Source organism: Cryptosporangium minutisporangium, assembly GCF_039536245.1.
In the GTDB taxonomy this organism is placed as follows: domain Bacteria; phylum Actinomycetota; class Actinomycetes; order Mycobacteriales; family Cryptosporangiaceae; genus Cryptosporangium; species Cryptosporangium minutisporangium.
Genome location: NZ_BAAAYN010000033.1, coordinates 27413 through 52484 on the forward strand (window position 1 = coordinate 27413; position 25072 = coordinate 52484).

Consider the following 25072-nt stretch of genomic DNA (forward strand, 5'->3'; position numbering starts at 1 on the left):
TCTTCGGAGTGCGGTGGTGGCTCGGCGTGCGGTGTCCGCTCCAGGGCCGCCGAGGAGACCACATAGGCCCGCACTGGCTGCAACCGACCCTTGACGGTCAGCTCTCCGAGCGAGTACCCGGTGACGTCCGGGCCGAGCTGCCGCATCGTCGCGTCCCCGACCACCACCTGACCGGGCTGGGCCAGCGTCTGCAGCCGGGCAGCGACGTTCACCGCGTCACCCATCGCGTTGAACCCCCGTAGTGTCTCGCTGCCGATGTTGCCGACCAGGGCGTCCCCGGTATTGATCCCCACCCGGAAGCGTGGCCAGCCGGGACGTCCGGCGGCGATCGAGTCCACCGCCGCCTGCAAGCCGATCCCCGCGCGCACCGCCCGCGCCGCGTGGTCGGCCTGCCGGGCGGGTGCGTTGAACAGAGCCAGCAGCGCGTCGCCGACGAACTGGACGACGGTGCCGCCGTTGTCGAGGATGCACGGCACCGCAACCCCGTGATAGCGGTTGAGCATCGTCACGATCTCCGCGGGATCGACCTGCTCGGAGAAGGTCGTGAAGCCACGCAGGTCGGCGAAGAGCGCGGTGACCTCGACGATCGAGCCGCCGAGCGCGGCCTGCCCGGGGTCGGCGAGCAGCGACGCCGCGACGTCCGGCGACATGTACTGCCGGAACAGCGTGCTCAGCTCCGCGTAGAGCCGGGCGTTCTCCACCGCGATCGAGAGCTGGTTCGCGAGCGCTTCGGCGAGCGCGGTCCAGGTGTCCGAGTCGGCCCGGCCCGGCACTTCGACGACGCCCGCCACCCGGCCCTTCACGGTCAGCGGGAAGACGAGTCGATCGTCCTCCCGGTACGGACCGCGCGCGGCCAGCGCGTCCGGATCATAGGCGCGCCCCTCCACGTCCAGAACGCCGTTCGTGACCAGGCCGACCGACACCGGGCCGTAGGCCGGGCGCACCCGGGCCAGGACGTCCTGGAGCAGTTCCCGCTCGCCGAGACCGACGCGCGCCCGCTCGCCGACCGCCACCAGCGCTCCGAGCAGTGTGGAGAGTTCGCGTTCGGCGGCGAGCGCAGCACCTGCCCGGTCGAGGACGACGGCCTGCCGCTCGGTCAGTCCGAACCGCTCGGCCAGCTGCGCCGCCAGCGGTTCGGCGGTGGCCCGGCCGCTGCGCTCCCGCTCGCGCAGCGCGGTCACGAGTTCTTCGAGCGCCGCCTCGTACTGCTCCCGCACGGCGCGGACGGCCGGCGCGAGCATCACCGCGTCGAACAGCCCGGCGCTCGACCCCTCGGTGCGGTACTGGACGTAGGCGCTGTAGGCCACGAAACCGAACGCGAAGACCAGCAGCAGGTGCCACTCCCACCAGGACAGGTGCCACTTGTCGGCGAGTGTCACCGCGACCATCGCCTCGGCCAGCAGGACGAATGCGGTGAGGATGCTCACCAGCACCGCAGCCGGAGCACGCCGGTGCATCCGGTAGTACCGCCAGGCAGCGAAGAGGTACGCGCCGACGACCAGCAACGCGACGATCGCGAGTGGACCCTCGACGTCCCGGACCCGCGGCGGCGCGTTCAACGGCGGCAGGTCGAGCAGCGTCACGACGCCCCACCCGACCATCAGCGCGGTCAGCCCGCCCCAGAGCGGAACCCGCAGCGCCAGCACCCGGTCCGAGTTCAGCGGCAGCGCGGAGACCGCCGCGAACACCGCGGAGATCGCCAGCCCGGTCGGCTGGGACAGGTCGAACCCGATGTTCGCGTGGTCGATCAGGACGAGCGGCGTGGCCAGCGCGTGCAGCAGCAGGAATCCGGCCGACGACAGGAAGCAGAGAGAGACCAGGAACAGCCGGGCGTCCCGCCGGTTCAGCGCGGCCACGGTCATCGCGACGCCTGGCAGCAGGCTGATCGCCGCGACGACCAGGACCAGCCAGAAGTGGCTCGGCGGGTGGTGCCAGAGGACGTCCGCGCGCGGCTGCGCCAGCAGCAGCCAGAGCGCGGCGAGCGGAACCAGGAGGTGCAGGGCCCAGACGGTCGCCCGCACGGGCTGCACCGTCGGGGGTAGACGCGGAACTGTCATCGGTCCTCCGCTGTCGGGAAGGCGACAACCCCCGAAAGAGGACTGTGCGTACTTCTGCACGGACGCCAGGTGGCGGATGGTTGCACAGTGGAGAAGACCGGGGCACCAGACGCGTGGCCCAGACCGTTCCGCCCCCACCTGGAGACGTCATGAGCCACCGAGGACCACTCCTCACCCTGCTGTCCGGAACCGTGGTCGCCGCCGTGCTGATGGTTGGCAGCTCGCAGGCGACCACCAAGAGCGCCGACTCCTCGAACGCCGCCCAGGCGCCACCCGCCGCGGCTCCATCCCAGTCCAGTCCGGCACCGAGCACCATCCCCCCTTCTGCCAACCCCTCGCCGAGCACGCCGGCGGCGACGGGCCGCAAGGCGGTGTTCGCCGGACGGGTGGAGAACGGTAAGGCGACGGTCGCGATCTCGGTGAAGGACGGCCAAGCGGTCGCGTACTTCTGCGACGGGGACCGCACCGAGGCGTGGATGCGCGGACCGGCCACCGGGGGAGACCTGGACCTGAAGGGCGCGCCGGGCGGCACCCTCACCGGCACCTACGGACGGAACAAGGCGGCCGGCACGGTGACCGCAGGCGGGCAGCAGTTCAAGTTCGACGCGCCGCTGGTGACCTCGCCGTCCGGGGTCTACCGGGGTACCGCGACCATCCAGGGCGCCCGCGTCGTGGCCGGCTGGATCGTGCTGCCCGACGGCACCCAGGTCGGGGTGGCCGCGGTGGACGGCGTGCCGGAGCCGGCGCCCCCGATCGATCTGGACTCGAAGACCGCGACGGTCGACGGCGGCACCGTGGCCGTCAAAGAAGCCGAGCCGGCGTCCTGACCACCCACTGCTGAAGGAGAAGTCATGACCGGCTGGGACGACGAGCCCGACGACAAGCCCACACGACGCTTTCCCACCTACCCGCCGCCTCCGTCGGGCAACTACCCGCCCGCGGACGCTCCCACGGCGCCGTACGGGCAGCCCGGCGGTTACCCGCCCGGGAACGCCCCGTACCCGGCGCCGGGTGGTTACCCGCCGGGGGACGCTCCGACCGCGCCGTTCGCGGCGCCGCCCCCTCCCGCCGCCGACCCCTACGGCGCGAACCCGTATCCGGACGACCCCTACGCCCCGACCGACCGGTACGCCGCACCGCTGGCCGCCACCGCCCAGGCGTCCGCGCCGCCGTCTCCGGCCTCCGCCGGCACCGTGACGAAGCTGATCGTGCCGCTCGCGATCGGCGCCGGGGTCGCGGTGGTCCTCGGTGTCTACGGCAAGGTGCACACCCCCACCGGCATCGCGGTGAGCGTCGCCGGTTTCTCCGGACCGCTGACCGTCAAGGTCTGGCTCGCCACCCTCGCCATCGTGTTCGCGGTCTTCCAGCTCGTCACCGCGCTCGCGATGTGGGGGCGGCTGCCGATCCGCGGCTCCTGGGTCAGCCCCGCCCACCGGTGGTCTGGTCGGATCGCGTTCGTGCTGACGATCCCGGTCGTCGTCCACTGCCTCTACGCTCTCGGGTTCGCCGACTACAGCACACGAGTGCTCGCCCACTCCCTGCTGGGCTGCCTCTTCTTCGGGGTGTTCACGACGAAGATGCTCGTGCTGACGAAGCAGGGCCTGGCCGGTTGGGTCCTCCCGCTGTTCGGGGGCCTGGTCTTCGCCACGCTGGTCGGAGTCTGGGCGACGTCCGCGCTCTGGTTCTTCAGCACGTCCGGTTTCCAGTTCTGAACTTTCTCCCGCGCGCAGACGTGAACTCCGTGGACGTGGCGTCCCGGCTGTGAAGATGTGAAGTGATCTGGCCGAGGGGCGCCGCGTGGCATGGGACTGTGCTATTGATTGAGCACTCAACTACTACATAGATCTACTACACAGATACCAAGGCCCGAGGAGAACGCATGGATCACGAGACCCAGACTCGGCAGGAGCGCTTCACCCGCGGGCTGCTGAACCGGCGAACGGTGCTGGCCAGTGCCGGCGCGGTGGGGGTGACCGTACTTGCCTCCGCCTGCTCGACCTACGGCGACAACTCCAACGAAGCCGCCGCGCCCCCGGCGTCCAGCGCGGCCGCCCCCAGCGCCGGTGCCACCACCGGTGAAGCTCCCGCCGCCGACGCGCTCGCCCAGGTCGCCGACATCCCGGTAGGCGGCGGCAAGATCTTCGAGGAGGCCGGCGTGGTGATCACCCAGCCCGAGGCCGGCACGATCAAGGCGTTCTCGAACGTCTGCACCCACCAGGGCTGCAAGGTGAACAAGGTCGAGACGACGATCGACTGCCCCTGCCACGCGAGCAAGTTCTCGATCAGCGACGGCTCACCGACCGCAGGCCCGGCCAAGAAGCCGCTGCCGGAGAAGCAGGTCACCGTCAACGGCGACGCGATCACGCTGGCCTGAGGCCGACGTTCGTACCGGGTCCGTCGCTCGCGTGGGCTGGCGTTGGCGGCGACCTCCGGTACAGCGCGAACCCCCTTCGGCGGAAGGCAGTACGTTCACTAGGTGGACCTCGACGCCTACGTGGCCGAGCACCAGGGGGAGTGGGAGCGGCTCGAGCAGCTGCTCCGTCGGCGACGCCTCACCGGTACCGAGAGCGACGAGCTGATCGCGCTCTACCAGCGGGCCGCCACGCACCTCTCCGCGGTGCAGAGCCGCGCTCCCGATCCGGCGCTGGTCGGGCGGCTCTCCCGCCTGGTCGCTCGGGCCCGCGCGGCCGTGACCGGCAGCAGCGCGCCGTCCTGGCTGACCTTCGCCCGGTTCTTCACGGTGGGCTTCCCGGTCGCCGTGTACCGGGCGTGGCCGTGGTGGTGCGGCGTCGCCACCGCCTTCTCGGCGGTGACGTTCGGACTGATCGCGTGGTTCGGGACCCATCCGGAACTCGCCGCGCAGCTGGGGCCGGAGCCGGCGATCAAGCAGTTGGTCGAGAAGGATTTCGCCAACTACTACTCGGAGTACCCGGCGCAGGACTTCGCCGCCCAGGTGTGGACCAACAACGCTCAGCTCGCCGCGATCTGCTTGTTCTCGGGCGTGCTGATCCTGCCGGTCCTCTACGTGCTCGTGCAGAACGCGCTCAGCGTCGGCGCGATCGGCGGCGTGATGGTGGCGTACGGCAAGGCGGACATCTTCTTCGGGCTGATCACGCCGCACGGCTTGCTGGAGCTGACCGCGGTCTTCGTCGCGGCCGGCGCCGGCCTCCGGATCGGCTGGGCGTGGATCGCCCCCGGCCGCGGCCGCACCCGGGCTCAGGCGCTCGCCGAGACCTGCCGCGCGGCCGTGCTCATCGCGCTCGGGCTCGTCGTCGTGCTGGCGATCTCCGGCGTCATCGAAGCGTTCGTCACGCCGTCCGGACTGCCCACCGCCGCCCGGATCGCGATCGGCGTCGCAGCGTTCGCAGGCTTCCTGACGTACGTGGTCGTGCTCGGTCGCCGCGCTGCGCGCGCCGGCGAGACCGGGGACCTCGCGATGGCTGAGCGCGGCGATCTGGCTCCCACCGTGTAATTACGCCGCCCGGCGAACCACCGCAACCCATGCCCGCTCCTGCATCGGTGGTCTCCGACGCGCTCCTCGCGTCCCCCGTCACCGCTGCCTGTCCGAATCCGATCTGCGGCGCCCCTGGTCACCTGCTCGCCGCCAGCCTGCGGTCGCCCAGCCTGCGGTCGCCCAGCCTGCGGTCGCCCAGCCTGCGGTCGCCCAGCCTGCGGCGCCCGTTGGGTGTGGCCGCCCATGGTTGGCGCGCTTTCCGGGTGGCGCTTGAGGTGGTTGTCGCGCATTCCGTGCCATGACACTCAAAGCGCCACATCCATCCGAGCGGGCACCCGGAAACGGCGACATTCATCCGGGCGAGCGCCCGGAAACCCCGACACCCATCCGGGCCGCACCCGGAAACGATGACATCCATCCGGACGGCACCCGGAGACGATGACATCCATTCGGACGGCACCCGGAGACGGCGACAGCTATCGGGACAAGCACCCGGAATCGGCGACATCCATCTCGGCGGCCCCCGGAAATAGCGACAACCAAGCCCGCCGACGGCGTTCCACGTTCTCAGCGCTGGGCGCCACGCCCGGCCTGCCCGGTACGGCAACCATGTGTTTCACCGGTATCACGATGCGCCACTGCCGCTGGGCGGTCTAACGGGAGCGGCAACCTTGACACGGTGGTGGTAAGGTCCGCCCATGGTGAACCTGGAAGCGTTCGTCGCTGGTCTGCCCAAGGTCGAGCTGCACGTCCACCACGTGGGTTCGGCCTCCCCTCACGCGGTGGCCGAGTTGGCTGCGCGGCACGCCGGCAACACTGCGGTGCCCGCCGACGTCGACGCGCTGGAGAAGTTCTTCGAGTTTCGCGACTTCGCCCACTTCATCGAGGTCTACATCGCGGTCGCCGACCTCGTCCGTGACCCCGAGGACGTCCGCATCCTCACCTACGAGGTGGCCCGCGAACTGGCCCGGCAGCAGGTCCGGTACGCCGAGCTGACCGCGACGCCGTTCTCGCACACCATCCGTGGCATGGCCCCCGAGGCCTACTGCGAGGCCCTCGAGGACGCCCGCAGCGCCGCGCGCCGTGACTTCGGTCTCGAGCTGGTGTGGTGCTTCGACATCCCGGGCGAGGCCGGGATACCGGCCGCCGAGGACACGCTCAGGATCGCGCTGGACCAGCGTCCGGACGGGCTGGTCAGCTTCGGGCTCGGCGGTCCCGAGATCGGCGTCCCCCGCCCGCAGTTCAAGCCGTACTTCGACGCGGCGCGTGCAGCGGGCCTGCACTCGGTGCCGCACGCCGGGGAGACCACCGGCCCGGAGACGGTCTGGGACGCGATCCGGGAGCTGGGCGCCGAGCGGATCGGCCACGGCACCAGCGCGCTCGGCGATCCCGAGTTGGTGGCCCACCTCGCGGAGCACCAGATCCCGCTGGAGGTCTGCCCGACGTCGAACCTGCGCACGCGTGCGGTTCCGAGCCTCGCCGAGCACCCGCTGGCGGGCATGGTCGAGGCCGGCCTGTTCGTCACGATCAACTCGGACGACCCGCCGATGTTCGGCACCACGCTGGAGAACGAGTACCTGGTCGCGGCGGAACTCCTGAAGCTCGACGCGGCGGGCGTCGCGGAGCTGTCCAAGGCGGGCGTCCGCGCCTCGTTCCTCTCGGATGCTCGGAAGAAGGAGCTGATCGCCGAGATCGACGCCTACACCGCCGTGAACGGCTGACCGGACACGGCTTTCGGGAAGACCACCTCTCCAGCCGCTCCGAGAGGTGGCCTTCCCGAAAAACCCGCACGCGCGACGCCCCACGTGCGGTGGACGTCAGAGGCGGCCGGCGGCCTTCATTGCCAGGTAGGTATCGGTGACCGTGGAGGCGAAGACGTCCGCCGGCGCGTCCACCACCTCGACGCCCCGGGCTCGCAACGCGGTCACGATCCGGCGCCGCTCGGCGTCCGTCCGCGCCGCCGCAGCGGCCTCGTAGACCGCCTCGGCGTTGCCCCGCTGCGCAGCCATCGTCGCCGCGGCGGGGTCGCCGACCGAGGCCAGTACCACCGTGTGCCGGTCGGTGAGCTGCGCCAGCACCGGCAGCAAACCCTCGGCCAGCGGCGCCGGCTCGACCGCGGTGAACAGCACCACCAAGCACCGTTTCCGGGCGCGGACGAGCACCTCGGAGACCACCAGGTCGAAGTCCGACTCGACCAGCCGCGGCTCCACCGGCGCGAGCGCCTCGCCGATCGACGCGACGACGCTCGCGTGCCCGGCGCCGCGCACCGACGTTCGCAGGTCGACGTCGGCGGCGAACAGCTCGACCCGGTCGCCGGCTTTGGCGGCGACCGCTGCGAGCAGCAGACACGCGTCCATCGCCGCGTCCAGCCGGGGGATGTCGCCGACCCGGGCCGCGGACGTCCGGCCGGTGTCGACGACGAGCACCAGGCGGCGGTCACGCTCGGGCCGCCAGGTCCGCACCACGACCTCGCTGCGCCGCGCGGTGGCCCGCCAGTCGATCGAGCGCACGTCGTCGCCGTCGACGTACTCGCGCAGCGCGTCGAACTCGGTGCCCTGGCCACGAGCCCGCACCGCCAGCGACCCGTCCAGCCGACGCAGCCGGGAGAGCTTCTCCGGGAGGAACCGCCGGGACGCGAACGGCGGCAGCGTCCGGATCGTCCACGGGGGTGTGAGCCGCCGGATCGCCCGGCGACGGGTCTGCCGGTAAGCGAGCCCGAGTGGGCCGGTCGACCGCACGGTGACCGCCACCGCCGGCCGGTCGCCACGCCTGGTCGGGACGAGCGTCGTGTCGAGCCGCTCGGTCGCCCCCGGCTTCAGCACGGTCTCGTGAACGTACGGCGACGCACCTGCCGAGGGAACCCACGCGTCCCGGATGCGGGCGCGGACCGTGCGGCGACCGGTGTTCGTGGCTACCAGCGTCACCACCGCCGACTCGCCCAGCCGGGTGTGGGTGGCGCCGCGGCGGCGGAACGTCACCTTGCCCGCCGCCCCGGCGAGCAGCCAGTCCACCACGCACACCAGCGCCAGCAGCCCCAGCCAAGCCCACGCAATCGCCCCGTGCCAGGGCAGCACCGCGCTCACCAACGCACCGGCGATGCAGAGCAGGACGACCCTGCCGGTAATCATTTCCGCATCTCAGCGGGGGGTCGGCACGGTGGCCAGGACGGAGTCGAGGACGCCGTCCGGCGTCGCGCCGTCCAACTCGGCTTCGGGGCGCAGCACGATGCGGTGCCGCAGCGTCGGCCGGGCCAGCGCCTTGACGTCGTCCGGGGTGATGTAGTCGCGGCCGGACAGCCAGGCCCAGGCCTTCGCCGTCGCCAGCAGTGCCGTCGACCCACGGGGCGACGCTCCGGCGGCCAGCGAGGGCGACGTGCGGGTGGCCCGACAGACGTCGACGACGTACGCCATCACCGGGTCGGCGACCTGGACGCCTCGCGCCGCCTTTCGTGCGGTGGCGAGGTCGGCTGCGGTGGCGACCGGCTCGACCGCGGACAGGTCCCGCGGGTCGAAGCCCTGGTGGTGCGCGGCCAGCACCCGCAGCTCGGCCTCCCGGGACGGCAGCGGCACGTCGACCTTGAGCAGGAACCGGTCGAGCTGCGCCTCCGGGAGCGGGTAGGTGCCCTCGAACTCCAGCGGGTTCTGGGTGGCGGCCACCACGAACGGGTCCGGCAGCGGGCGCGGCAGACCCTCGACGGTGACCTGCCGCTCCTCCATCGACTCCAGCAGCGAGGCCTGCGTCTTCGGGGGCGTCCGGTTGATCTCGTCGGCGAGCAACAAGTTCGTGAAGACCGGGCCTTCGCGGAACTCGAACTCGGCGGTCCGGGCGTCGTAGACCAGCGAGCCGGTGACGTCGCCGGGCATCAGGTCCGGTGTGAACTGGACTCGCTTGGCGTCCAGCGACAGCGCGGCGGCCAGCGTCCGGATCAACAGCGTTTTGGCCGTGCCGGGCACGCCTTCGAGAAGCACGTGACCCTGGCAGAGCAGCGCGATCACCAGGCTGGTGAGCACCGCGTCCTGCCCGATGACGACCTTGCCCACCTCGGTGCGCAGCCGACCGAGCGCGGCCCGGGCGGCCTCGGTGTCCGGCGCGGTGTCGCTGAGCGGGGCAGGAGTTTGGGTGGGCGTATCGGTCACGACGGACGTCCTTCGTCAGGGCGGGCTTGCTGTGGAGCCGGAGTGGAGGTCGGCGCGATCACCGCCGACACGAGGGCGTCGAGGGCATCGGCGAGGATCACCAGACCGCGGTCGTCGACCGGCGGTGAACCGTACAGGTGCTGGCCGACCGACGCGGCGGGCCAGCCGGATCGCTCGGCGACCGCGTCGCACACCTCGCGTGGCTCGGGGCGCGAGCCGAGGCCGAGCACCGGCAGCAGGCGGGCCAGCGCCGCGCTGCGGAGCGCCTCGGCCGCTTCCGGATGGGCGCGTGCGCGCTGGTAGAGGCGGGCCCGACCCTCCACCGTCTCGGTGGAGCGGACGACGACCGGCAGCGGCTCGGCCACCGGAGCACTCAGCCGTCGGCCACGCCAGAACGCCGCCAGCAGCCCGGCCGCCGCCAGCATGCCGGCCGTGGCCGGGACCCAGCGGGGCAGCAGATCGGTCAGCGAGCGGGGTTCGTCCTCGGCGATCGGCTCCGGCGTGATCCGCTGCAGCCAGAGGACGTCCCGGTGGGCGCTGAGCAGGCCGAGCGACAGGGCCGCGTTGCCGCGCTCGGCGAGCTGGTCGTTGACGAGCGGCTCGGGGGTGCCCAGGAAGACCAGCTCGGCCTTGCCGGGGCGGTCGAGCACGGCCAGGGTCCGGTTGTAACAGAGGAGGAGGCCGGAACCGGCGAAGCGGTAGCCGCCCATCTCGGCGTCACCGGCCGAGCGGGCCTCCGGCAGCGAGCAGTTCGGATCGATCGGCTCCGGGAAGGCCGCGCCGGTGACCCGCACGTCGACGCCGAGGTCGTCCAGCGTGAACGCGTCCGGCTGGACGAACACCACCCGGACCGAGTCCGGCAGGCCGGCCAACCGCTGCAGGCTCTCGTCGGCGAGGTTGTAGGGGAACGGGACGACGATCGTGACGTTCCCGGCGGCGGCTCGGCCGACGACGTCCTCCACGGTCGTCACCTTCCGTACCGGGTGGCCGTGGTTGCCGAGCAGGACGGTGAGCGCGCGGGTGCCCTGGGGGTGGGCGCCGTCCGGGTCGAGCGCCCCGCGCTCACCGGAGGGCGCGGTGCTGGACAGCACCCAGAACGCGAGTGAGACGAGGGCGAGCAGGGCCAGCGTCAGGAGGATCCGGGCGCGCCACCGCGCGCGGGGCGTGACGGCGGTAGGAGGGGCGAGGGTCACGGACGCTCACCGCCCTGGCTGCTCGCGCCGTTGGCGGAGCCGGACGGAGCCGAGGCGCCGGGCGCGACCCAGGTGTCCGCTCCCACCAGTACCTCGTCGCTCGGCCGGGCCTCGGCCACTCGGGTGGCGATCGTCCGCATGCGCTGGTCGTGCTCTGCGGTGGCGGTCCGCTCGCCGTACCAGATCTCGGCGAACAGCTCCGCGGCCGCGACCAGGTCCGCGGCGACCGTCGGCAGCACCTGACCGGCCTGCCCGGCGACCTCGTGCGCGGTGCGCCCCGGGCGGTTGTCGACGAGGTCGCGCGCCACCAACCCGGCCACCACGCCCCGGAGTCGCTCCCGGACGGCCTCGGCCCAGCGTCCCTCGGCCGCGAACGCGTCGGCCCGGGCGTCGTGCTCGGTCGCACTGCGCGTCGGCGTCACCGGGTCGGTCTTGCGCCGGACCGTCGCCGTGCGGCCGGGCAGTCCGAACCGCCAGATCAGGACCGCGACGACCGCGATGATCAGCAGGACGAAGATCAGCAGTCCCGTACCGCCGCCCGGGCTGACGCCCTGCGCGTTGTCGAGCCCGCGCTGGAGCTGTTCCATCAGCGACTCGAACATCCGCTCCAGCAGGGTCGGCTTCTCGTCCTGGTAGATCTGCTTGGAGAGCTCCTCCTCGGCCTCCTCGGCCGACGGCTGCCGCGGGTAGGGCTCGGTCGGCAATGACGTGATCATCGAACGCGTGCTTTCCGTGCCAGGCGGGAAGCCAGCCCCCACTCGACGTCAAGGGCCTCGCTCCGCATCCGGCCGTCGAGATAGAGCACCGTGTCGATACCGGCCCGGAACGCCCAGACGACGATCAGCGGCAGGTACCACGCCACTGCGACCAGCACCGTGATCAGCAGCAACGCCCCGTGGTCGCCGGCCGCAAGGGCTTCCTCTGTGGCCACGGCACCGCCCAACACGACGGCGATGAACATCAGCGGGGCGGCCATCATCACCCAGACCAGAGCACTCACCGCGGCCGCCAACAACCGGATCCAGAGCTGCCGGACCAGCGCGAGGAACGTTCCGGTCCCGACCTGGGTGGCCCGCCGCAGGGCGTTACCGATCGAGCCGCCCTCGAAGATCAGGACGTGTACCGACAACCGCATCAGCCCGCCGAACAGCGGTACGAAGTAGCCGATGATCGGAATCGCCGCGATCACCGCGTTGATGCCGGTCAGTGCCAGCGCCAGCAGGAGCAGCCGGCCCAGCGTCGGACGCAGGCGCGCCCAGCACACCGCCAGCGACGTCGGGGCGCCCGCCGTCTCTTGGATCAGCACCACCGCACACACCGCGCTGGCCAGTACCGCGAACACCGTCGAGGCCAGCGAGATGAGCACGGAGAAGACGGTCACCGTCAGCAGGAACAGCAGGATGTCGGTGCCCGGTGAGTCGGACTCGCGGCTGATCAGGCTGGTCATGAGCCACCAGAGCGGCACGACGATCAGCAGCATCAGGCCGACCAACACTGCCGAGACCCCGAGCGTCGGACCCGGGTGCCTGCGCAGCAGATCCATGCCGCCGTCGAGGACCTCGCCGATCGACATCGGCCGGAGCGGAACCGGTCCGGATCCTGGCCCGGCGGTCAGCGGGGGCAGCCCGACCGGTGGAGCCGGTGCGGTGGCCGTGCTCACCCGCGTACCGCCCCCTCCCGGAGAAAACTCGTGGGTGCCCAGAGCTATTTGCGACATCCTGTCATGCCCGAGCGAGGGTGATTCGGCGAGTCTGTGTGGCAGCGCCCAGGCAACTCGGCGGCGAGAGTGCCACCATGTGGGCATGAGAGCGCGTGTGCTGGTGGTCGACGACGATCCTGCCCTGGCCGAGATGCTCGGAATCGTGCTACGTGGGGAGGGTTTCGCTCCGTCGTTCGTTGCGGACGGTGAGGCGGCCCTCACGGTGTTCCGGGAAACCCGCCCCGATCTGGTGCTGCTCGACCTCATGCTCCCCGGCATGAGCGGGCTGGACGTCTGCCGGGCGGTGCGCGCGGAGTCAGGTGTGCCGATCGTGATGCTGACGGCCAAGAGCGACACCGTCGACGTCGTCCTCGGATTGGAATCCGGTGCGGACGATTACGTCGTCAAGCCGTTCAAACCCAAGGAGTTGGTGGCCCGCGTGCGGGCCAGGCTGCGGCGCGGGGAGGAGGCCCCGCCGGAGACCTTGACGATCGGCCCGTCCCAGGCGCAGGTCCAGATCGACGTCCCCGGCCACTCGGTGACCAGGGACGGCATCCCGATCGCGCTGACCCCGCTGGAGTTCGACCTGCTGGTCGCGCTGGCCCGTAAGCCGCGCCAGGTCTTCACCAGAGAAGTTCTGCTGGAGCAGGTCTGGGGCTACCGCCACGCCGCCGACACGCGGCTGGTCAACGTCCACGTGCAGCGGCTGCGGGCGAAGGTCGAGCGGGACCCGGAGCACCCCGAGGTGGTGCTCACCGTGCGCGGAGTCGGGTACAAGGCGGGCACCGGGTGAGACGACGGGCCCGACCGGATGCTCCCGTGGTCCCCGGCACCGCCGTGGCTGCGGGGGAATCCATGGCCGCCGCCCAGCCCGGGCGGTTCCGCCGCGGGTACGGCCGGACCCTGCGTGCCGCGCGGTGGCTGGCCTCCCGGGTGCTCGCCCGCTGGCGGCGTTCGCTCCAGCTGCGGGTCGTGACCAGCACGCTCCTGGCGAGCAGCATCATGACCGTGGCGTTGGGGCTGTTCGTCGTGCACCGGGTGACCGACGGCCTGGTCGCGGCCGAGAAGGAGCAGGGCCTGGCGCAGCTGGCGAGCGGGGCGGACTACCTGGGCGGTCAGCTGTCCGAGCTCAACGGTCCGGACGACCCGGAGCTCGACCGCGCCCTGCGCCTGGCCGCTGGCAACCTCTCGGTGCGCGCTGCGCGCAGCGCCGATTTCGCGATCGCGGTGCAGCAGACCGACAACGCCCGCCTTCCCCAGAAGTACGTTCCCAGCTACGACCTGGAGGCCGTCCGGCCGCCGGCCGAACTCACCCGGCTGATCGCGTCCGGCAAGCAGCGCGGGTACCAGTTCACCCGGACCTCGATCGACGAGCAGCCGGAGCGTCCGTTCCTCGTGGTCGCGGCGCCGGTCGACACCGACGCGGGACGGTTCGACCTCTACTACTTCTTCCCGCTGGACGACCAGGTGGCGACGGTCGGCCTGGTCCAGAACTCGCTGACCGCGATCGGTGCGCTGCTGTTGCTCCTGCTCGCGGCGATCGCGGCGATCGTCGCCAGGCAGGTGGTGACGCCGGTGCGCGTCGCCGCACGGACGGCCGAGCGGCTCTCGGCGGGCCTGCTCGAAGAGCGGATGGTGGTGCGCGGGGAGGACGAACTGGCCCGGCTGGCGCACTCGTTCAACCAGATGGCGGCGAACCTCCAGCGGCAGATCGTCCAGCTGGAGAATCTGTCGCGTCTGCAGCAGCGGTTCACCGCCGACGTGTCGCACGAGCTACGCACTCCGCTGACCACGGTGCGGATGGCGGCCGACGTCATCCATGCGGCCGCCGACACGTTCCCGCCCGAGCTGGCGCGCTCCACCGAGCTGCTCTCCAACGAGGTCGACCGATTCGAGTCCCTGCTGAACGACCTGCTGGAGATCAGTCGCTACGACAGCGGCGCAGCGGTACTCGAACCGGAGGACACCGACGTGCGGACGCTGGTGACGCGGACCGTCGATGGCCTGACGCAGTTGGCCGAGCGCACCGGCTCGGCGTTGGAGGTCCGGATGCCCGACGAGCCGGTCGTGGCCGAGGTCGACCCACGCCGGGTCGAGCGGATCCTGCGCAACCTGATCGGCAACGCGATCGAGCACGGCGAGGGCCGGCCGGTCCGGATCACGCTGGCCAACGACGCGGACGTGCTCGCGATCACCGTGCGCGACTACGGCGTCGGGCTGCGGCCGGGCGAGGCGCAGGCGGTGTTCGACCGCTTCTGGCGTGCCGATCCGTCCCGGGCACGGCAGACCGGAGGTACCGGGCTGGGTCTCTCGATCAGCCGAGAGGACGCCCGGCTGCACGATGGATGGCTGCAGGTGTGGGGCTGGCCGGGCCTCGGCGCGCAGTTCCGGCTCGCGCTGCCGTTGCGGCGGGGCGTCCGCCTCACCGCGGCGCCGTTGCCGCTGGCGCCGGCCGATGCGGGCAGCCGCTACCCCCGCGCGATCGAAGCAGCTCGTCCGTCGTCGGCGTCGTCGGTGTCGTCGGGATCGACCGACGCGCCACCGCACTCCGAGGAGACTCCCGAGGAGGTGGCAGCCGCGGAGCCGGCCGCCGAGACAGCCGCGGAACCGACGGCCGCCGAATCGACCGACGCGGAGGTGAGCCGTCGTGCGTAGAGCCGGGCTCGTCCCGTTGGTCGCAGCCACGGTCCTGGCGACGGCCGTCATCAGCTGTGCCCGCGTCCCGGACAACGGCCCAGCCGTTCCGGTGGCGGCTCCCGAAGTGACTCAGAGCGGCGAACCGGGGAGCAACGGCGTCAACAGTGGGCTGCCCCGCCCCGCCGCGGACCCCAGCTCCTCCGTGAGCGCCTACATCAACGCGCTGACCGTGACCCGCAATCCCGGTCCGCTGGGCGACAACTTCCTCCCCACGCCGGCGCTGCGCAACACGTTCCGCCAGAACCCCTCGGTGGCCGTCGTCCGGGGCGACATCAGGGCGATCGCGGAGACGCCGAGCGTGGCGGACGTCACCACCATCGCCCGATTCAGCGCCGAACTCATCGGCACGGTGAACAGCGACGGCGTGTTCCTCGAGGCGGAGGACCCCAAGTGGGAGGTCCAGGTCCGGATGTCGCGGGCCCGAGGTCTCTGGCAGTTCGCCGAGCCACCGCCGTTGATCGTCCAGGACAGGCAGTTCGCCGCATCGTTCTCCCCGGCCACGGTGTACTTCGCGGCGAAGCCGAGCGTGGTCACCGGCGCCACGCCCCGGCTGGTGATCCCGGAACGTCGCTACCTCAACGAGTACAGCGGTGACCGTGCCACTCAGATCGTCGACCTGTTGCTCGCCGGGCCCTCTCTGGCGCTGGAATCGGTTGCACAGAACCCGCTCCCGAAGATCAAGCGGACGAGCCGCGTGGCCATCGAGAACGATGACCTGGTCATCGAACTCGAAGCCCAGGCCGAGTCGGTGACCAAGGACCAGCTGAACGCGTTCGTCGCCGCGGTGGGCTGGTCGTTGAACGACCTGTTCTCCGGCGCCGTGCGGCTGATCGTCGGTGGTCGCCCGGTGGACGTCAACGACTTCTCCGCCAGCCAGGACCAGAACACCTGGAAGCGCTACAACCCGGCCGTCGTCCAGCGCGCCCTGCCCACGTTCCACGTGCAGAACGGGGCGGTGAAGGTGCTCGACCCGGCCGGTGGGTTCAATCCCCGGCCGCTCCGGCTCAGCGAGCAGGTGCGGGCGAAGAACGTGCGGTCGGCGGCGATCTCGGTGGACCTCTCCCGGCTCGCCGTGGTCCGGACCGATGCGAACGGCACGCAGCGACTCTGGATCGCCGACGCCTCCGGCACGCTGCAACCCACGCTGCGGGCCCGGGACATCGGACGCCCGTCCTGGGGTGGCAACCGGTCCACGGTGGTGGTTCCGGTCGGCGGCCGGCTCTTCGAGGTCGGGGTCGGCAATGCCCGGACGCCGTCGGAGATCCAGGTCATCGGTCCGGGCGGGCGCCGCCTGACGAACGTCACGGCCATTCGGCTCTCGCTGGACGGCGTACGCGCGGTGCTCGTCAACGGATCCGGTCCGGCAGCGCAGGTCTACGTCGGGACGCTCAGTGGTACGACGGGCGGTGCGCTGGTCCTGGAAGCCCGGCGGCTGGCCGTCGAGGGAACGGTGAAGGACGTGTCCTGGTACGGCCCGGCGCAGGTCGTGGTGGCGGTGACCCGCCCAGGGAACAACGGCGACGAGGTCTACCTCGTCATCGCGCCGATCGACGGCTCGCCGGCACACCCGCAGTCGACGCGGCTCAAGGCGACGTCGCAGGTGCGGCTCACCGCGGACGCCACCGAGACCTTGGACGCGATTCCGTTGGAGCTGAACGGGCGCCTGTACGACGCACGGGCGGACAGCACGTCGACGCCGGCACTGTTGTCGGCCGGTACAGCGCCGTTCTACCCGGGGTGAGCCCGGTAGCGGTCGTCCACAGGGGGTTTCGAGGGCGGTGGGGTTCCGTCACCGTGTGAGGGCATGTGGCGGTACCTGCTCGACCTGGTGCTCCCGGTGCGGTGCGTGGCCTGCCGCGGGCCGGACGGGCCGCTCTGCTCGGTCTGTGCACGCCATGCCTTGCACACCGAGCCGTCGTTGGTCCCGGCGGACGACCGACCGGGCGGGGGCGTGCCGACGCGCTGCGTCGCGGCCGGGGCGTACGGGGGCGCGCTGCGGTCGGCGCTGATCGCGTACAAGGAGCGTGGGCAGCGCGCGCTGGCGCGTCCGCTCGGCGCCCGGCTCGCGGAGGCGGTCGCGGTTGCGCTCGTCGCGTCACCTCCCGGGGTGCGGTTGGGCGGGACCGGGTCGATCGTGCTGGTGCCGGTGCCCTCGTCGGACGCGGCGATCCGGGCTCGGCGCGGCGACCACGTGGTCGCCTTGGCGCGGTTTGCTGCCGTTACGCTGCGTGAAAGAGGGTTTGACGCACGGGTGGAGAGCGCGCTCACGATGTGTCGAACCCCGGCGGACTCGGTCGGGCTGAGCGCCGCGCAGCGTCGGGTGAACGTCGCCGGCGCGTTCGCGGCCGCTCGCGCACGCACCGGAGCGCGGTCACGGTTACCGCCCGGCGGCGCGATCGTGCTGGTCGACGACATCGTCACGACCGGAGCGACGCTCGCCGAGGCGTACCGCGCGGCCCGCGCCGGCGGCCTACCGGTGCGGGCGGCGGCGGTGGTCGCCGCGACGCCCCGCCCCGGCGTCGGAGTGAGCGCTGTTCGTGACCGCTGGTAGCGCGAGGGTTGCGGAGCGGGTGCAGTGTGCACGTACGGCGTGTCGCCACGCGCGGTGTCTGATTCCATTCTGTTGGAACCGAAAAACCTGGTCACCAGGCATGACAAGCATACGGTTTTCCCAAACCGGATGAATTGGTCGGAGTGGAGGGGTGACGTCCCCTACCTCGAAGAGTTAGCGTCAGGTTCCATAGCAGTTCTCGCCCTGAGCAGATGGATGACATCGAGGGGAGGTTGCCGCAAACCGGTTCCCTTCCGCCCCGTGTGACGGGCCAGGGTGCCGGTACCTCGTTGAGAGAAGCCGCCCGGTGTCGGGCAGGCTGACCAGTCGCGGAAGCGTGGAGGTACGTGTGGACATCGTCGTCAAGGGTCGTAACGTCGAGGTGCCCGATCACTACCGGCAGCACGTCAGTGAGAAACTCACTCGCGTCGAGCGCTACGACCAGAAATTGATCCGTATCGACGTCGAACTGTTCCACGAACCGAACCGCAGGCAGGCGCAGACCTGCCAGCGGGTCGAGATCACCGTCAAGACCCGGGGTCCGGTGATTCGCAGCGAAGCCGCTGCGGCGGATTTCTACTCCGCATTGGACCTCGCGATCACGAAATTGGAGAATCGTCTTCGACGCGCGGCTGACCGCCGACGCGTGCATCACGGTCGTCGTACCCCTGTATCGGTCGCCTCGGCGATGGCGGAAGCGACCTCGGAACTCCCGGCGCCGATGTGGGCGCCCCCCAACGGCTCGACATCGCAGGACGGTGCGGGCTTCGGAGCGGAGGAGGAGCGAGGATCGGTCGCTGTGCTCGAGGAATGGGAGGACGGTCCGTGTCGGATCGTCCGGACCAAGGAGCACCCGGGCGAGCCGATGACCGTCGACGACGCGCTCTTCGAGATGGAACTCGTCGGGCACGACTTCTACCTTTTCAACGACAAGGACACTGGTCGGCCGAGCGTGGTGTACCGCCGCAAGGGCTATGACTACGGAGTCATCTCCCTGGGCATCTGACCACGCGTCCGACGCACAGAGACGGGGCGGGATCCTTCCCGCCCCGTCTCGCGCGCCCGCCCCGTTTCCGCCCGCCGGTCTGACGCGCCCGCCCGTCTCCGCCCGTCCGCCTCCGCCCGTCCGTCTCCGGGCCGCCATGCAGCCGGGGCACCAGCCACCGCGCCAGCGCGTACTCGCATCGGTGCCGCAGAGGACCGGGTGCCCGTCGGAGGTGGATTTTCCCGAAAATCCGCCGCCCCCGCCGGTGCGCGCTCAGTCCCTCCTGCGGTGTTCAGGCGACGAGCGGCGGGGCCGGACCGGGCGGCGTGCGGTGGTCCGGGCTGGCTACGGCGGGGACGCGAGGGCACGGGCGGAAATTCGACGGCGGAGCGGGACCCGCCCACGGTGGTTCGCCGGACGGCGTAATCAAAGGTCGGAGGGGAGCAACGAGCCGATCCAGGCATCCGCGCGGGAACCGTCGCGGCGGCGGATCCGGTCGCGCAGGACCCCCTCGATCGTGAAGCCGGCGCGCTCCGCGACGGCGCGTGAGCCGTCGTTGCCGACCTCGGCGAGCCAGGACAGCCGCGCCACCCCGAGTGCGCCGAACGCCCATCGGGCGATCGCGAGCGTGCTCGCGGTGGCCACGCCGCGGCGGCGGGCCCAGGGTGCGACCCAGTAACCGACCTCGGCCAGGCCCTCGGCGAGATCCATCGACACCAGGGCGACCGTGCCGAGCCCTTCGCCGCTCACCGCGTCGAACACGCCGAACGGCGCCGCCCGACCCGACTTCCAGGATTGCTCGACGTAGTCGCCGGCGTAGCCCACCGCGTCGTCGTGGCGGTACGGGCTGGGCACGCTGGTCCAGCGCTGGATCGCCGGATCCTGGCAGGCGCGGAAGATCCAATCGGCGTCGATGGTCGCGCACGGCCGGAGCTGGAACCGGCCGGCGGCGATCTCCACGGTGTCCACCCCGCCATCCTGGCCGCTCGACCCGGGTTCCGGAGTGGCGGCTCCGGCGCAAACGGGGAAATCTTCGGCAAAATGTCTCGGCCGGACTATTGTTCGGCGGCGGTGACCGCCAGGTTGCCGCTCCCGGGAACCGACGGCGCGCCGCTGCGGTTTACTGGGGGAGGAACGCCGTGCCCCGACCGGTGGACGGCTGGCCGCGTAGTGCGGGAGGCCCGCCGCTGCCGACCCGCGCCTACGATGGCGGTAGGACATCCGAGGGAGCTGACCGAACCCGTGATCTTCGAGAAGATCCTCCGCGCCGGCGAGGGGCGGATCATTCGCCGTCTCAAGGCGATAGCCGACACCGTGAACTCGATCGAGGACGAGTACACGGACTTGACGGACGCGGAGCTGCGCGAGCTGACCGACCAGTTCAAAGAGAGGTACGCGGACGGCCAGACGCTCGACGACCTGCTCCCGGAAGCGTTCGCGGTCGCCCGGGAGGGCGCCAAGCGTGTGCTCGGCCAGCGGCACTACGACGTCCAGCTGATGGGCGGTGCGGCGCTGCACCTGGGCAACATCGCCGAGATGAAGACCGGTGAGGGCAAGACGCTCACCTGTGTGCTCCCGGCGTACCTCAACGCGCTCGCCGGCAAGGGCGTCCACGTCGTCACGGTGAACGACTACCTGGCGCAACGTGACGCCGAGTGGATGGGCCGGGTGCACAAGTTCCTCGGTCTGAGCGTCGGCACGATCCTTCCGAACGCGCTGCCCGGCGCGCACAAGGCCGCGTACGAGTGCGACATCACGTACGGCACGAACAACGAGTTCGGCTTCGACTACCTGCGCGACAACATGGCTTCGTCGCGGGAGGAGCTGGTCCAGCGCGGCCACTTCTTCGCGGTCGTCGACGAGGTCGACTCGATCCTGATCGACGAGGCCCGGACGCCGCTGATCATCTCCGGTCCGGCCGAGCAGTCCGCCCGCTGGTACACCGAGTTCGCGCGGATCGTCCCCCGGCTGCGGCGCGACCGCGACTACGAGGTCGACGAGGGCAAGCGCACGGTCGGCATCAGCGAGGAGGGTGTCGAGAAGGTCGAGGACCAGCTCGGCATCGACAACCTCTACGAGGCCGTCAACACGCCGCTGATCGGCTACTTGAACAACGCGCTCAAGGCCAAGGAACTCTTCAAGAAGGACAAGGACTACATCGTCGTCGACGGTGAGGTCCTGATCGTCGACGAGTTCACCGGCCGCGTCCTGCACGGTCGTCGCTACAGCGAGGGCATGCACCAGGCCATCGAGGCCAAAGAGGGCGTGAACATCAAGGACGAGAACCAGACGCTCGCCACGATCACGCTGCAGAACTACTTCCGCCTCTACGACAAGCTCGGCGGCATGACCGGTACGGCCATGACCGAGGCCGGCGAGTTCCAGAAGACCTACGACGTCGGCGTCGTGCCGATCCCGACGCACCGCGACATGATCCGGCTCGACAAGGCGGACGTCGTCTACAAGACCGAGCAGGCCAAGTTCGAGGCGGTCGTCGAGGACATCGCCGAGCGGCACGCCAACGGTCAGCCGGTTCTGGTCGGTACCACCAGCGTCGAGAAGTCCGAGCTCCTGTCGACGATGCTCAACCGTCGGGGCATCCGGCACGAGGTGCTGAACGCGAAGAACCACGCGCGTGAGGCCGAGATCATCGCCCAGGCCGGTCGTGAGGGCGCGGTCACGGTCGCGACGAACATGGCCGGTCGTGGTACCGACATCATGCTCGGCGGTAACCCCGAGTTCCTCGCCGCGGCCCAGCTGCGCAACGCCGGGCACACCCCGGACGACGAGGACTGGGACGACCTGCTCGCCGAGACCATCGAGCGGGTCAAGGACGAGGTCGAGGAGGAGGCCGAGAAGGTCACCGACGCCGGCGGCCTCTACGTCCTCGGCACCGAGCGGCACGAGTCGCGGCGGATCGACAACCAGCTGCGTGGTCGGTCGGGCCGGCAGGGCGACCCGGGCGAGTCCCGGTTCTACCTGTCGCTCGGCGACGACCTGATGCGCCGGTTCAACTCCAACGCGGTCGAGGCGATCATGGACCGCCTCAACATCCCGGACGACGTCCCGATCGAGTCGAAGATGGTCAGCCGGCAGATCCAGTCGGCGCAGACCCAGATCGAGCAGCAGAACGCCGAGGCGCGGAAGAACGTCCTCAAGTACGACGAGGTGCTCAACAAGCAGCGCCAGGTGATCTACGCCGAGCGCAAGCAGGTGCTCGACGGTGCCGACCTGCAGGAGCAGATCCGGCACATGATCGACGACATCGTCGAGGCGTACGTCACCGCCACCACGGGCGAGGGATACGCCGAGGACTGGGACCTCGAAGAGCTGTTCAAGAGCCTCGGTCTGATCTACCCGATGTCGTTCACGCTCGAGGAGCTCGAGGAGGAGGTCGGCGGCCGGGAAGCGATCGACGCCGAGCTGCTCGTCGCGCGGCTCACCGAGGACGCCCAGGAGGCGTACGACCGGCGCGAGAAGGAGCTCGGCACCGAGCTCATGCGCGACGCCGAGCGGCAGATCGTCCTCGCGGTGCTCGACCGGAAGTGGCGCGAGCACCTGTACGAGATGGACTACCTCCAGGAGGGCATCGGCCTGCGGGCGTACGCCCAGCGCGACCCGCTGGTCGAGTACCAGCGCGAAGGCTTCGACCTCTTCAACGGGATGATGGAGGGGATCAAGGAAGAGTCGGTCCGGCTGCTGTTCCACGCCGAGATCCAGACCGAGGAGGCGCCTGCTCCTTCTTCCGACGAGGCTCCTACCGTCGAGGCGCCGGTCGTGCAGCACGCCGAGGTCCAGGGCCTGATCCGTCCGCGGACGTCGAACCAGCCGCTGCAGTACAGCTCGCCGACGATCGACGGCGAGGCCGGTACCGGTGGCGGCGTCGCGGTGGCGACGGAATCGCCGCTGGGTGCGGCTGCCGGCGCTTCCGGTGGCCGCAAGTCCGCGTCGCCGGGGCAGAAGGTCGGTGCAGGCCCGTCGCGCAACGCGCCGTGCCCCTGTGGCTCGGGCAAGAAGTACAAGCGCTGCCACGGTGCGCCGGGCGGTCCCGCTTAGGTTTTTCTTGTTACGCGAGGCACAGCGCCGCTGCCGGACGGTCACCGTCCAGCGGCGGCGCTGCGCTGTGCGGGGTTTCTCGGGGTGGGGCGCCGGCGCCGTCGGGGGGCGCGGCCCGGCGGGCGTTTTGGGGGGAAGTCAACGTGCCTGGCGCCTCGGGGACGTTGACTTCTCGGCATTCGACGGAGGACGTCGGGCGTTTGCGCGGACGCTGACGCTGGGTAGGCGTTGGTAGGGTTAACACCCGGCAGGGTCACCCGGTCGCCGCCGATGTCGGCGCGCATCGTCCGGCCCGCCGGTCTCACCCGGCGCGCCCTGCTGCCGAGTGAGTCGTTCCGGCTCCCGAGAGGAACCATGGACTCCGTCGGTGCCCAACTGGCACTCGTCGCTCTGCTCGTCCTGCTCAACGCGGCCTTCGCGGGCAGCGAGATCGCACTGATCTCTCTCCGGGAGAGCCAGCTGCAACGCTTGGCGCGCAAGGGCGCCGGCGGCCGGGTACTTGCCCGGCTCGCGCGCGACTCGAACCGCTTCATGGCGACGATCCAGGTCGGGATCACGCTCGCCGGTTTCCTCGCGTCCGCGACCGCGGCGGTCTCGCTCGCCAAGCCGCTGGTCGGCCCGCTCGGCTTCCTCGGCAACGCCGCGAACGCGGTGGCGATCGTCATCGTCACGATCCTGCTGACGTTCGTGACGCTCGTCTTCGGCGAGCTCGCCCCGAAGCGCATCGCGATGCAGCGCGCCGAGGGCTGGGCGCTCGCGGTGGCCCGGCCACTGGACTTGCTCTCGACGCTGAGCCGCCCAGCGATCTGGCTGCTCGGCATCACCACGGATGCCGTCGTCCGGTTGGCAGGCGGTGACCCCGACCGGCAGCGCGAGGAGGTCACTCGCGAGGAAGTCACCGAGATGGTGAGCTCGCACAAGGGCTTCACCCCGCTCCAGCAGACGATGATCGTCGGCGCGCTGGAGGTGGGCGACCGAGTGCTGCGCGAGATCCTGGTGCCGCGCCGGGAGGCGTTCGTGTTGCCGGTGGAGTTCGACATCCCGCGGGCACGAGCCGCGCTGGTGGAGTCCGGCCACAGCCGCGCGCCGGTGGCACCCCGGGGGTCGTTGGACGAGGTCATCGGCGTCATCCACCTACGAGAGCTGCTGGACGACGAGGGGCGCCTGATCGATCGGATCCGTCAGGTACCGGCGTTGCCCGGCAGCATGCGCGTGCCGGACGCGTTGCGTGAACTGTCGTTGGCGCGGACCCAGATGGCTCTGGTCGTTGACGAGCACGGCGACATCGACGGGCTCGTGACGGTGGAGGACCTGGTCGAAGAGGTCGTCGGCGAGATCTACGACGAAACCGACAAGGACGTCCGGTCGGTGCAGGTGGCCGAAGACGGCTCGATGCTGCTGCCCGGATCGTTCCCGGTGCACGACCTGGTCGACATCGCGATCGAGCTGCCGCACCGCCCGGAGGGTGACTACACGACGGTCGCCGGCCTGATCCTGGCGGTGCTCGGACGGATCCCGCGCTCGCCGGGCGACGTGGTGACCGTGGACCGCTGGTCGTTCGAGGTGCGGGCGGTACGGCGACGGGCGATCACCGAGGTGCGGGTGTGTCCGGAGCCCCACGCGGGCAGCGATCCGCGCGAGGTCGAGGAAGCGGCGGCGGAGTAGGCGACGGCTGGCCGCCCGGACGTCACAGGACCGTCAGGACCGGGCAGCGCCAACGCCCGTCCAGGCCCTCCAAGCGCACGGCCACCGCTCTGGTCCGGGCGCCGACCTTCGCCAGCACCGTGACTTCGGCGATGCCGTCGGCCGGCTCACAGACCAGCGTGCGACCGATGTAGATCCGGGTCCGCGCGCTGGGCTGCCGAGCCGGTGAGCCGGACGTCTTCACGGCGCCCGCCGCTGTCCGCGCGCGATGCAACCGGCCGGCCAGCCGCTCGTACGCGTCCTCGGTGAGGTGGTTGCGCAGCTGCCGCACCGGGCGGCGTCCGCTCAGTACCTCGAGTAGTGCGAGAACGAGTGCCCGAGCGTGCACGGCGGGGTCGGGTAACGCCTCCCGGGGCGTTGCCTGGGGCCCGAACGACACTTCTGGCTGCCGATCGGGGGGCCGATCGGTCGCGAACGGAAGCTCCGGGGAGACGGACGTCCGGACCTGCAGCAGCGGTGGCCGGAGAAGCGACACGGCGCGGGGTTCGAGGGCCGGTGCGCGGCAGACCAGCGGAGTGCTCATGTGCGTTCCCTTTGTTT

Annotated in this window: 19 protein-coding genes and 1 pseudogene; 12 read left to right on the forward strand and 8 right to left on the reverse strand. The window is 71.0% G+C overall.

Annotation, left to right across the window (positions count from 1 at the left end; all coding sequences use genetic code 11):
- Window positions 1-56 precede the first annotated feature (56 nt).
- Window positions 57-2057 (reverse strand): annotated as a pseudogene (locus tag ABEB28_RS25005) (adenylate/guanylate cyclase domain-containing protein); the annotation flags it as partial.
- A gap of 149 nt (window positions 2058-2206) precedes the next feature.
- Between ABEB28_RS25005 and ABEB28_RS25010 the strand changes: the two are divergent.
- From ABEB28_RS25010 to ABEB28_RS25030, 5 genes are all read left to right on the forward strand, one after another.
- A complete protein-coding gene (locus tag ABEB28_RS25010) occupies window positions 2207-2884 on the forward strand; it encodes a hypothetical protein (protein WP_345730634.1) in 678 nt (225 codons plus the stop codon).
- Window positions 2885-3196: 312 nt separating this feature from the next.
- Window positions 3197-3769, forward strand: coding sequence for a DUF6529 family protein (locus tag ABEB28_RS25015; protein ID WP_376981444.1), 573 nt, complete (start codon window positions 3197-3199; stop codon window positions 3767-3769).
- A 167-nt stretch (window positions 3770-3936) separates the two neighbouring features.
- Window positions 3937-4431, forward strand: a complete 495-nt coding sequence (locus ABEB28_RS25020) for a Rieske (2Fe-2S) protein (protein WP_345730635.1) — start codon at window positions 3937-3939, stop codon at window positions 4429-4431.
- Between the two features lie 102 nt (window positions 4432-4533).
- Window positions 4534-5529 carry a stage II sporulation protein M gene (locus ABEB28_RS25025; protein WP_345730636.1) on the forward strand — a complete coding sequence of 332 codons (996 nt, stop codon included), beginning with the start codon at window positions 4534-4536 and terminating at the stop codon, window positions 5527-5529.
- A 680-nt stretch (window positions 5530-6209) separates the two neighbouring features.
- Window positions 6210-7232, forward strand: coding sequence for an adenosine deaminase (locus ABEB28_RS25030; RefSeq protein WP_345730637.1), 1023 nt, complete (start codon window positions 6210-6212; stop codon window positions 7230-7232).
- A 96-nt stretch (window positions 7233-7328) separates the two neighbouring features.
- Here ABEB28_RS25030 and ABEB28_RS25035 read toward each other — a convergent pair whose 3' ends face one another.
- The 5 genes from ABEB28_RS25035 to ABEB28_RS25055 are packed head-to-tail and all read right to left on the reverse strand — an operon-like array spanning window position 7329 to window position 12500.
- The gene (locus ABEB28_RS25035) at window positions 7329-8639 is read right to left on the reverse strand and encodes a DUF58 domain-containing protein (RefSeq protein ID WP_345730638.1); all 1311 of its coding nucleotides are present in this window, start codon (window positions 8637-8639) and stop codon (window positions 7329-7331) included.
- 9 nt (window positions 8640-8648) lie between these two features.
- Window positions 8649-9647: an AAA family ATPase gene (locus ABEB28_RS25040; RefSeq protein WP_345730639.1), complete on the reverse strand. Its 999-nt coding sequence runs from the start codon at window positions 9645-9647 to the stop codon at window positions 8649-8651.
- Window positions 9644-10840, reverse strand: coding sequence for a DUF4350 domain-containing protein (locus ABEB28_RS25045; protein WP_345730640.1), 1197 nt, complete (start codon window positions 10838-10840; stop codon window positions 9644-9646). Before ABEB28_RS25045 ends, ABEB28_RS25040 begins: the two co-directional genes overlap by 4 nt.
- Complete coding sequence (locus ABEB28_RS25050) at window positions 10837-11556, reverse strand: DUF4129 domain-containing protein (protein WP_345730641.1); 720 nt, start codon at window positions 11554-11556, stop codon at window positions 10837-10839. The genes ABEB28_RS25045 and ABEB28_RS25050 overlap by 4 nt, the downstream gene beginning before the upstream one ends.
- Window positions 11553-12500: a hypothetical protein gene (locus ABEB28_RS25055; protein ID WP_345730642.1), complete on the reverse strand. Its 948-nt coding sequence runs from the start codon at window positions 12498-12500 to the stop codon at window positions 11553-11555. The genes ABEB28_RS25050 and ABEB28_RS25055 overlap by 4 nt, the downstream gene beginning before the upstream one ends.
- A gap of 142 nt (window positions 12501-12642) precedes the next feature.
- Between ABEB28_RS25055 and mtrA the strand changes: the two genes are divergently transcribed.
- From mtrA to hpf, 5 genes are all read left to right on the forward strand, one after another.
- Window positions 12643-13332, forward strand: coding sequence for an MtrAB system response regulator MtrA (gene mtrA / locus ABEB28_RS25060; protein ID WP_345730643.1), 690 nt, complete (start codon window positions 12643-12645; stop codon window positions 13330-13332).
- Window positions 13333-13394: 62 nt separating this feature from the next.
- On the forward strand, window positions 13395-15194 hold the full coding sequence (gene mtrB / locus ABEB28_RS25065; RefSeq protein ID WP_345730644.1) for an MtrAB system histidine kinase MtrB: 1800 nt from the start codon (window positions 13395-13397) through the stop codon (window positions 15192-15194).
- A complete protein-coding gene (locus tag ABEB28_RS25070) occupies window positions 15187-16977 on the forward strand; it encodes an LpqB family beta-propeller domain-containing protein (RefSeq protein WP_345730645.1) in 1791 nt (596 codons plus the stop codon). The genes mtrB and ABEB28_RS25070 overlap by 8 nt, the downstream gene beginning before the upstream one ends.
- Before the next feature lie 63 nt (window positions 16978-17040).
- Complete coding sequence (locus ABEB28_RS25075; RefSeq protein WP_345730646.1) at window positions 17041-17787, forward strand: ComF family protein; 747 nt, start codon at window positions 17041-17043, stop codon at window positions 17785-17787.
- A gap of 349 nt (window positions 17788-18136) precedes the next feature.
- Window positions 18137-18793 (forward strand): ribosome hibernation-promoting factor, HPF/YfiA family, encoded by a 657-nt coding sequence (gene hpf / locus ABEB28_RS25080; protein WP_345730647.1) that lies wholly within the window; start codon window positions 18137-18139, stop codon window positions 18791-18793.
- 405 nt (window positions 18794-19198) lie between these two features.
- On the opposite strand, the gene ABEB28_RS25085 is transcribed toward hpf, so the two are convergent.
- Window positions 19199-19741: a GNAT family N-acetyltransferase gene (locus ABEB28_RS25085; RefSeq protein ID WP_345730648.1), complete on the reverse strand. Its 543-nt coding sequence runs from the start codon at window positions 19739-19741 to the stop codon at window positions 19199-19201.
- A 237-nt stretch (window positions 19742-19978) separates the two neighbouring features.
- On the opposite strand from ABEB28_RS25085, the gene secA reads away from it, so the two are divergent.
- The gene (gene secA, locus ABEB28_RS25090; protein WP_376981432.1) at window positions 19979-22828 is read left to right on the forward strand and encodes a preprotein translocase subunit SecA; all 2850 of its coding nucleotides are present in this window, start codon (window positions 19979-19981) and stop codon (window positions 22826-22828) included.
- Between the two features lie 354 nt (window positions 22829-23182).
- Entirely contained in the window at window positions 23183-24493 is a 1311-nt protein-coding gene (locus ABEB28_RS25095; RefSeq protein ID WP_345730650.1) for a hemolysin family protein, read from the forward strand.
- Between the two features lie 22 nt (window positions 24494-24515).
- On the opposite strand, the gene ABEB28_RS25100 is transcribed toward ABEB28_RS25095, so the two are convergent.
- Complete coding sequence (locus ABEB28_RS25100; protein ID WP_345730651.1) at window positions 24516-25055, reverse strand: Rv3235 family protein; 540 nt, start codon at window positions 25053-25055, stop codon at window positions 24516-24518.
- Window positions 25056-25072: the final 17 nt, after the last annotated feature.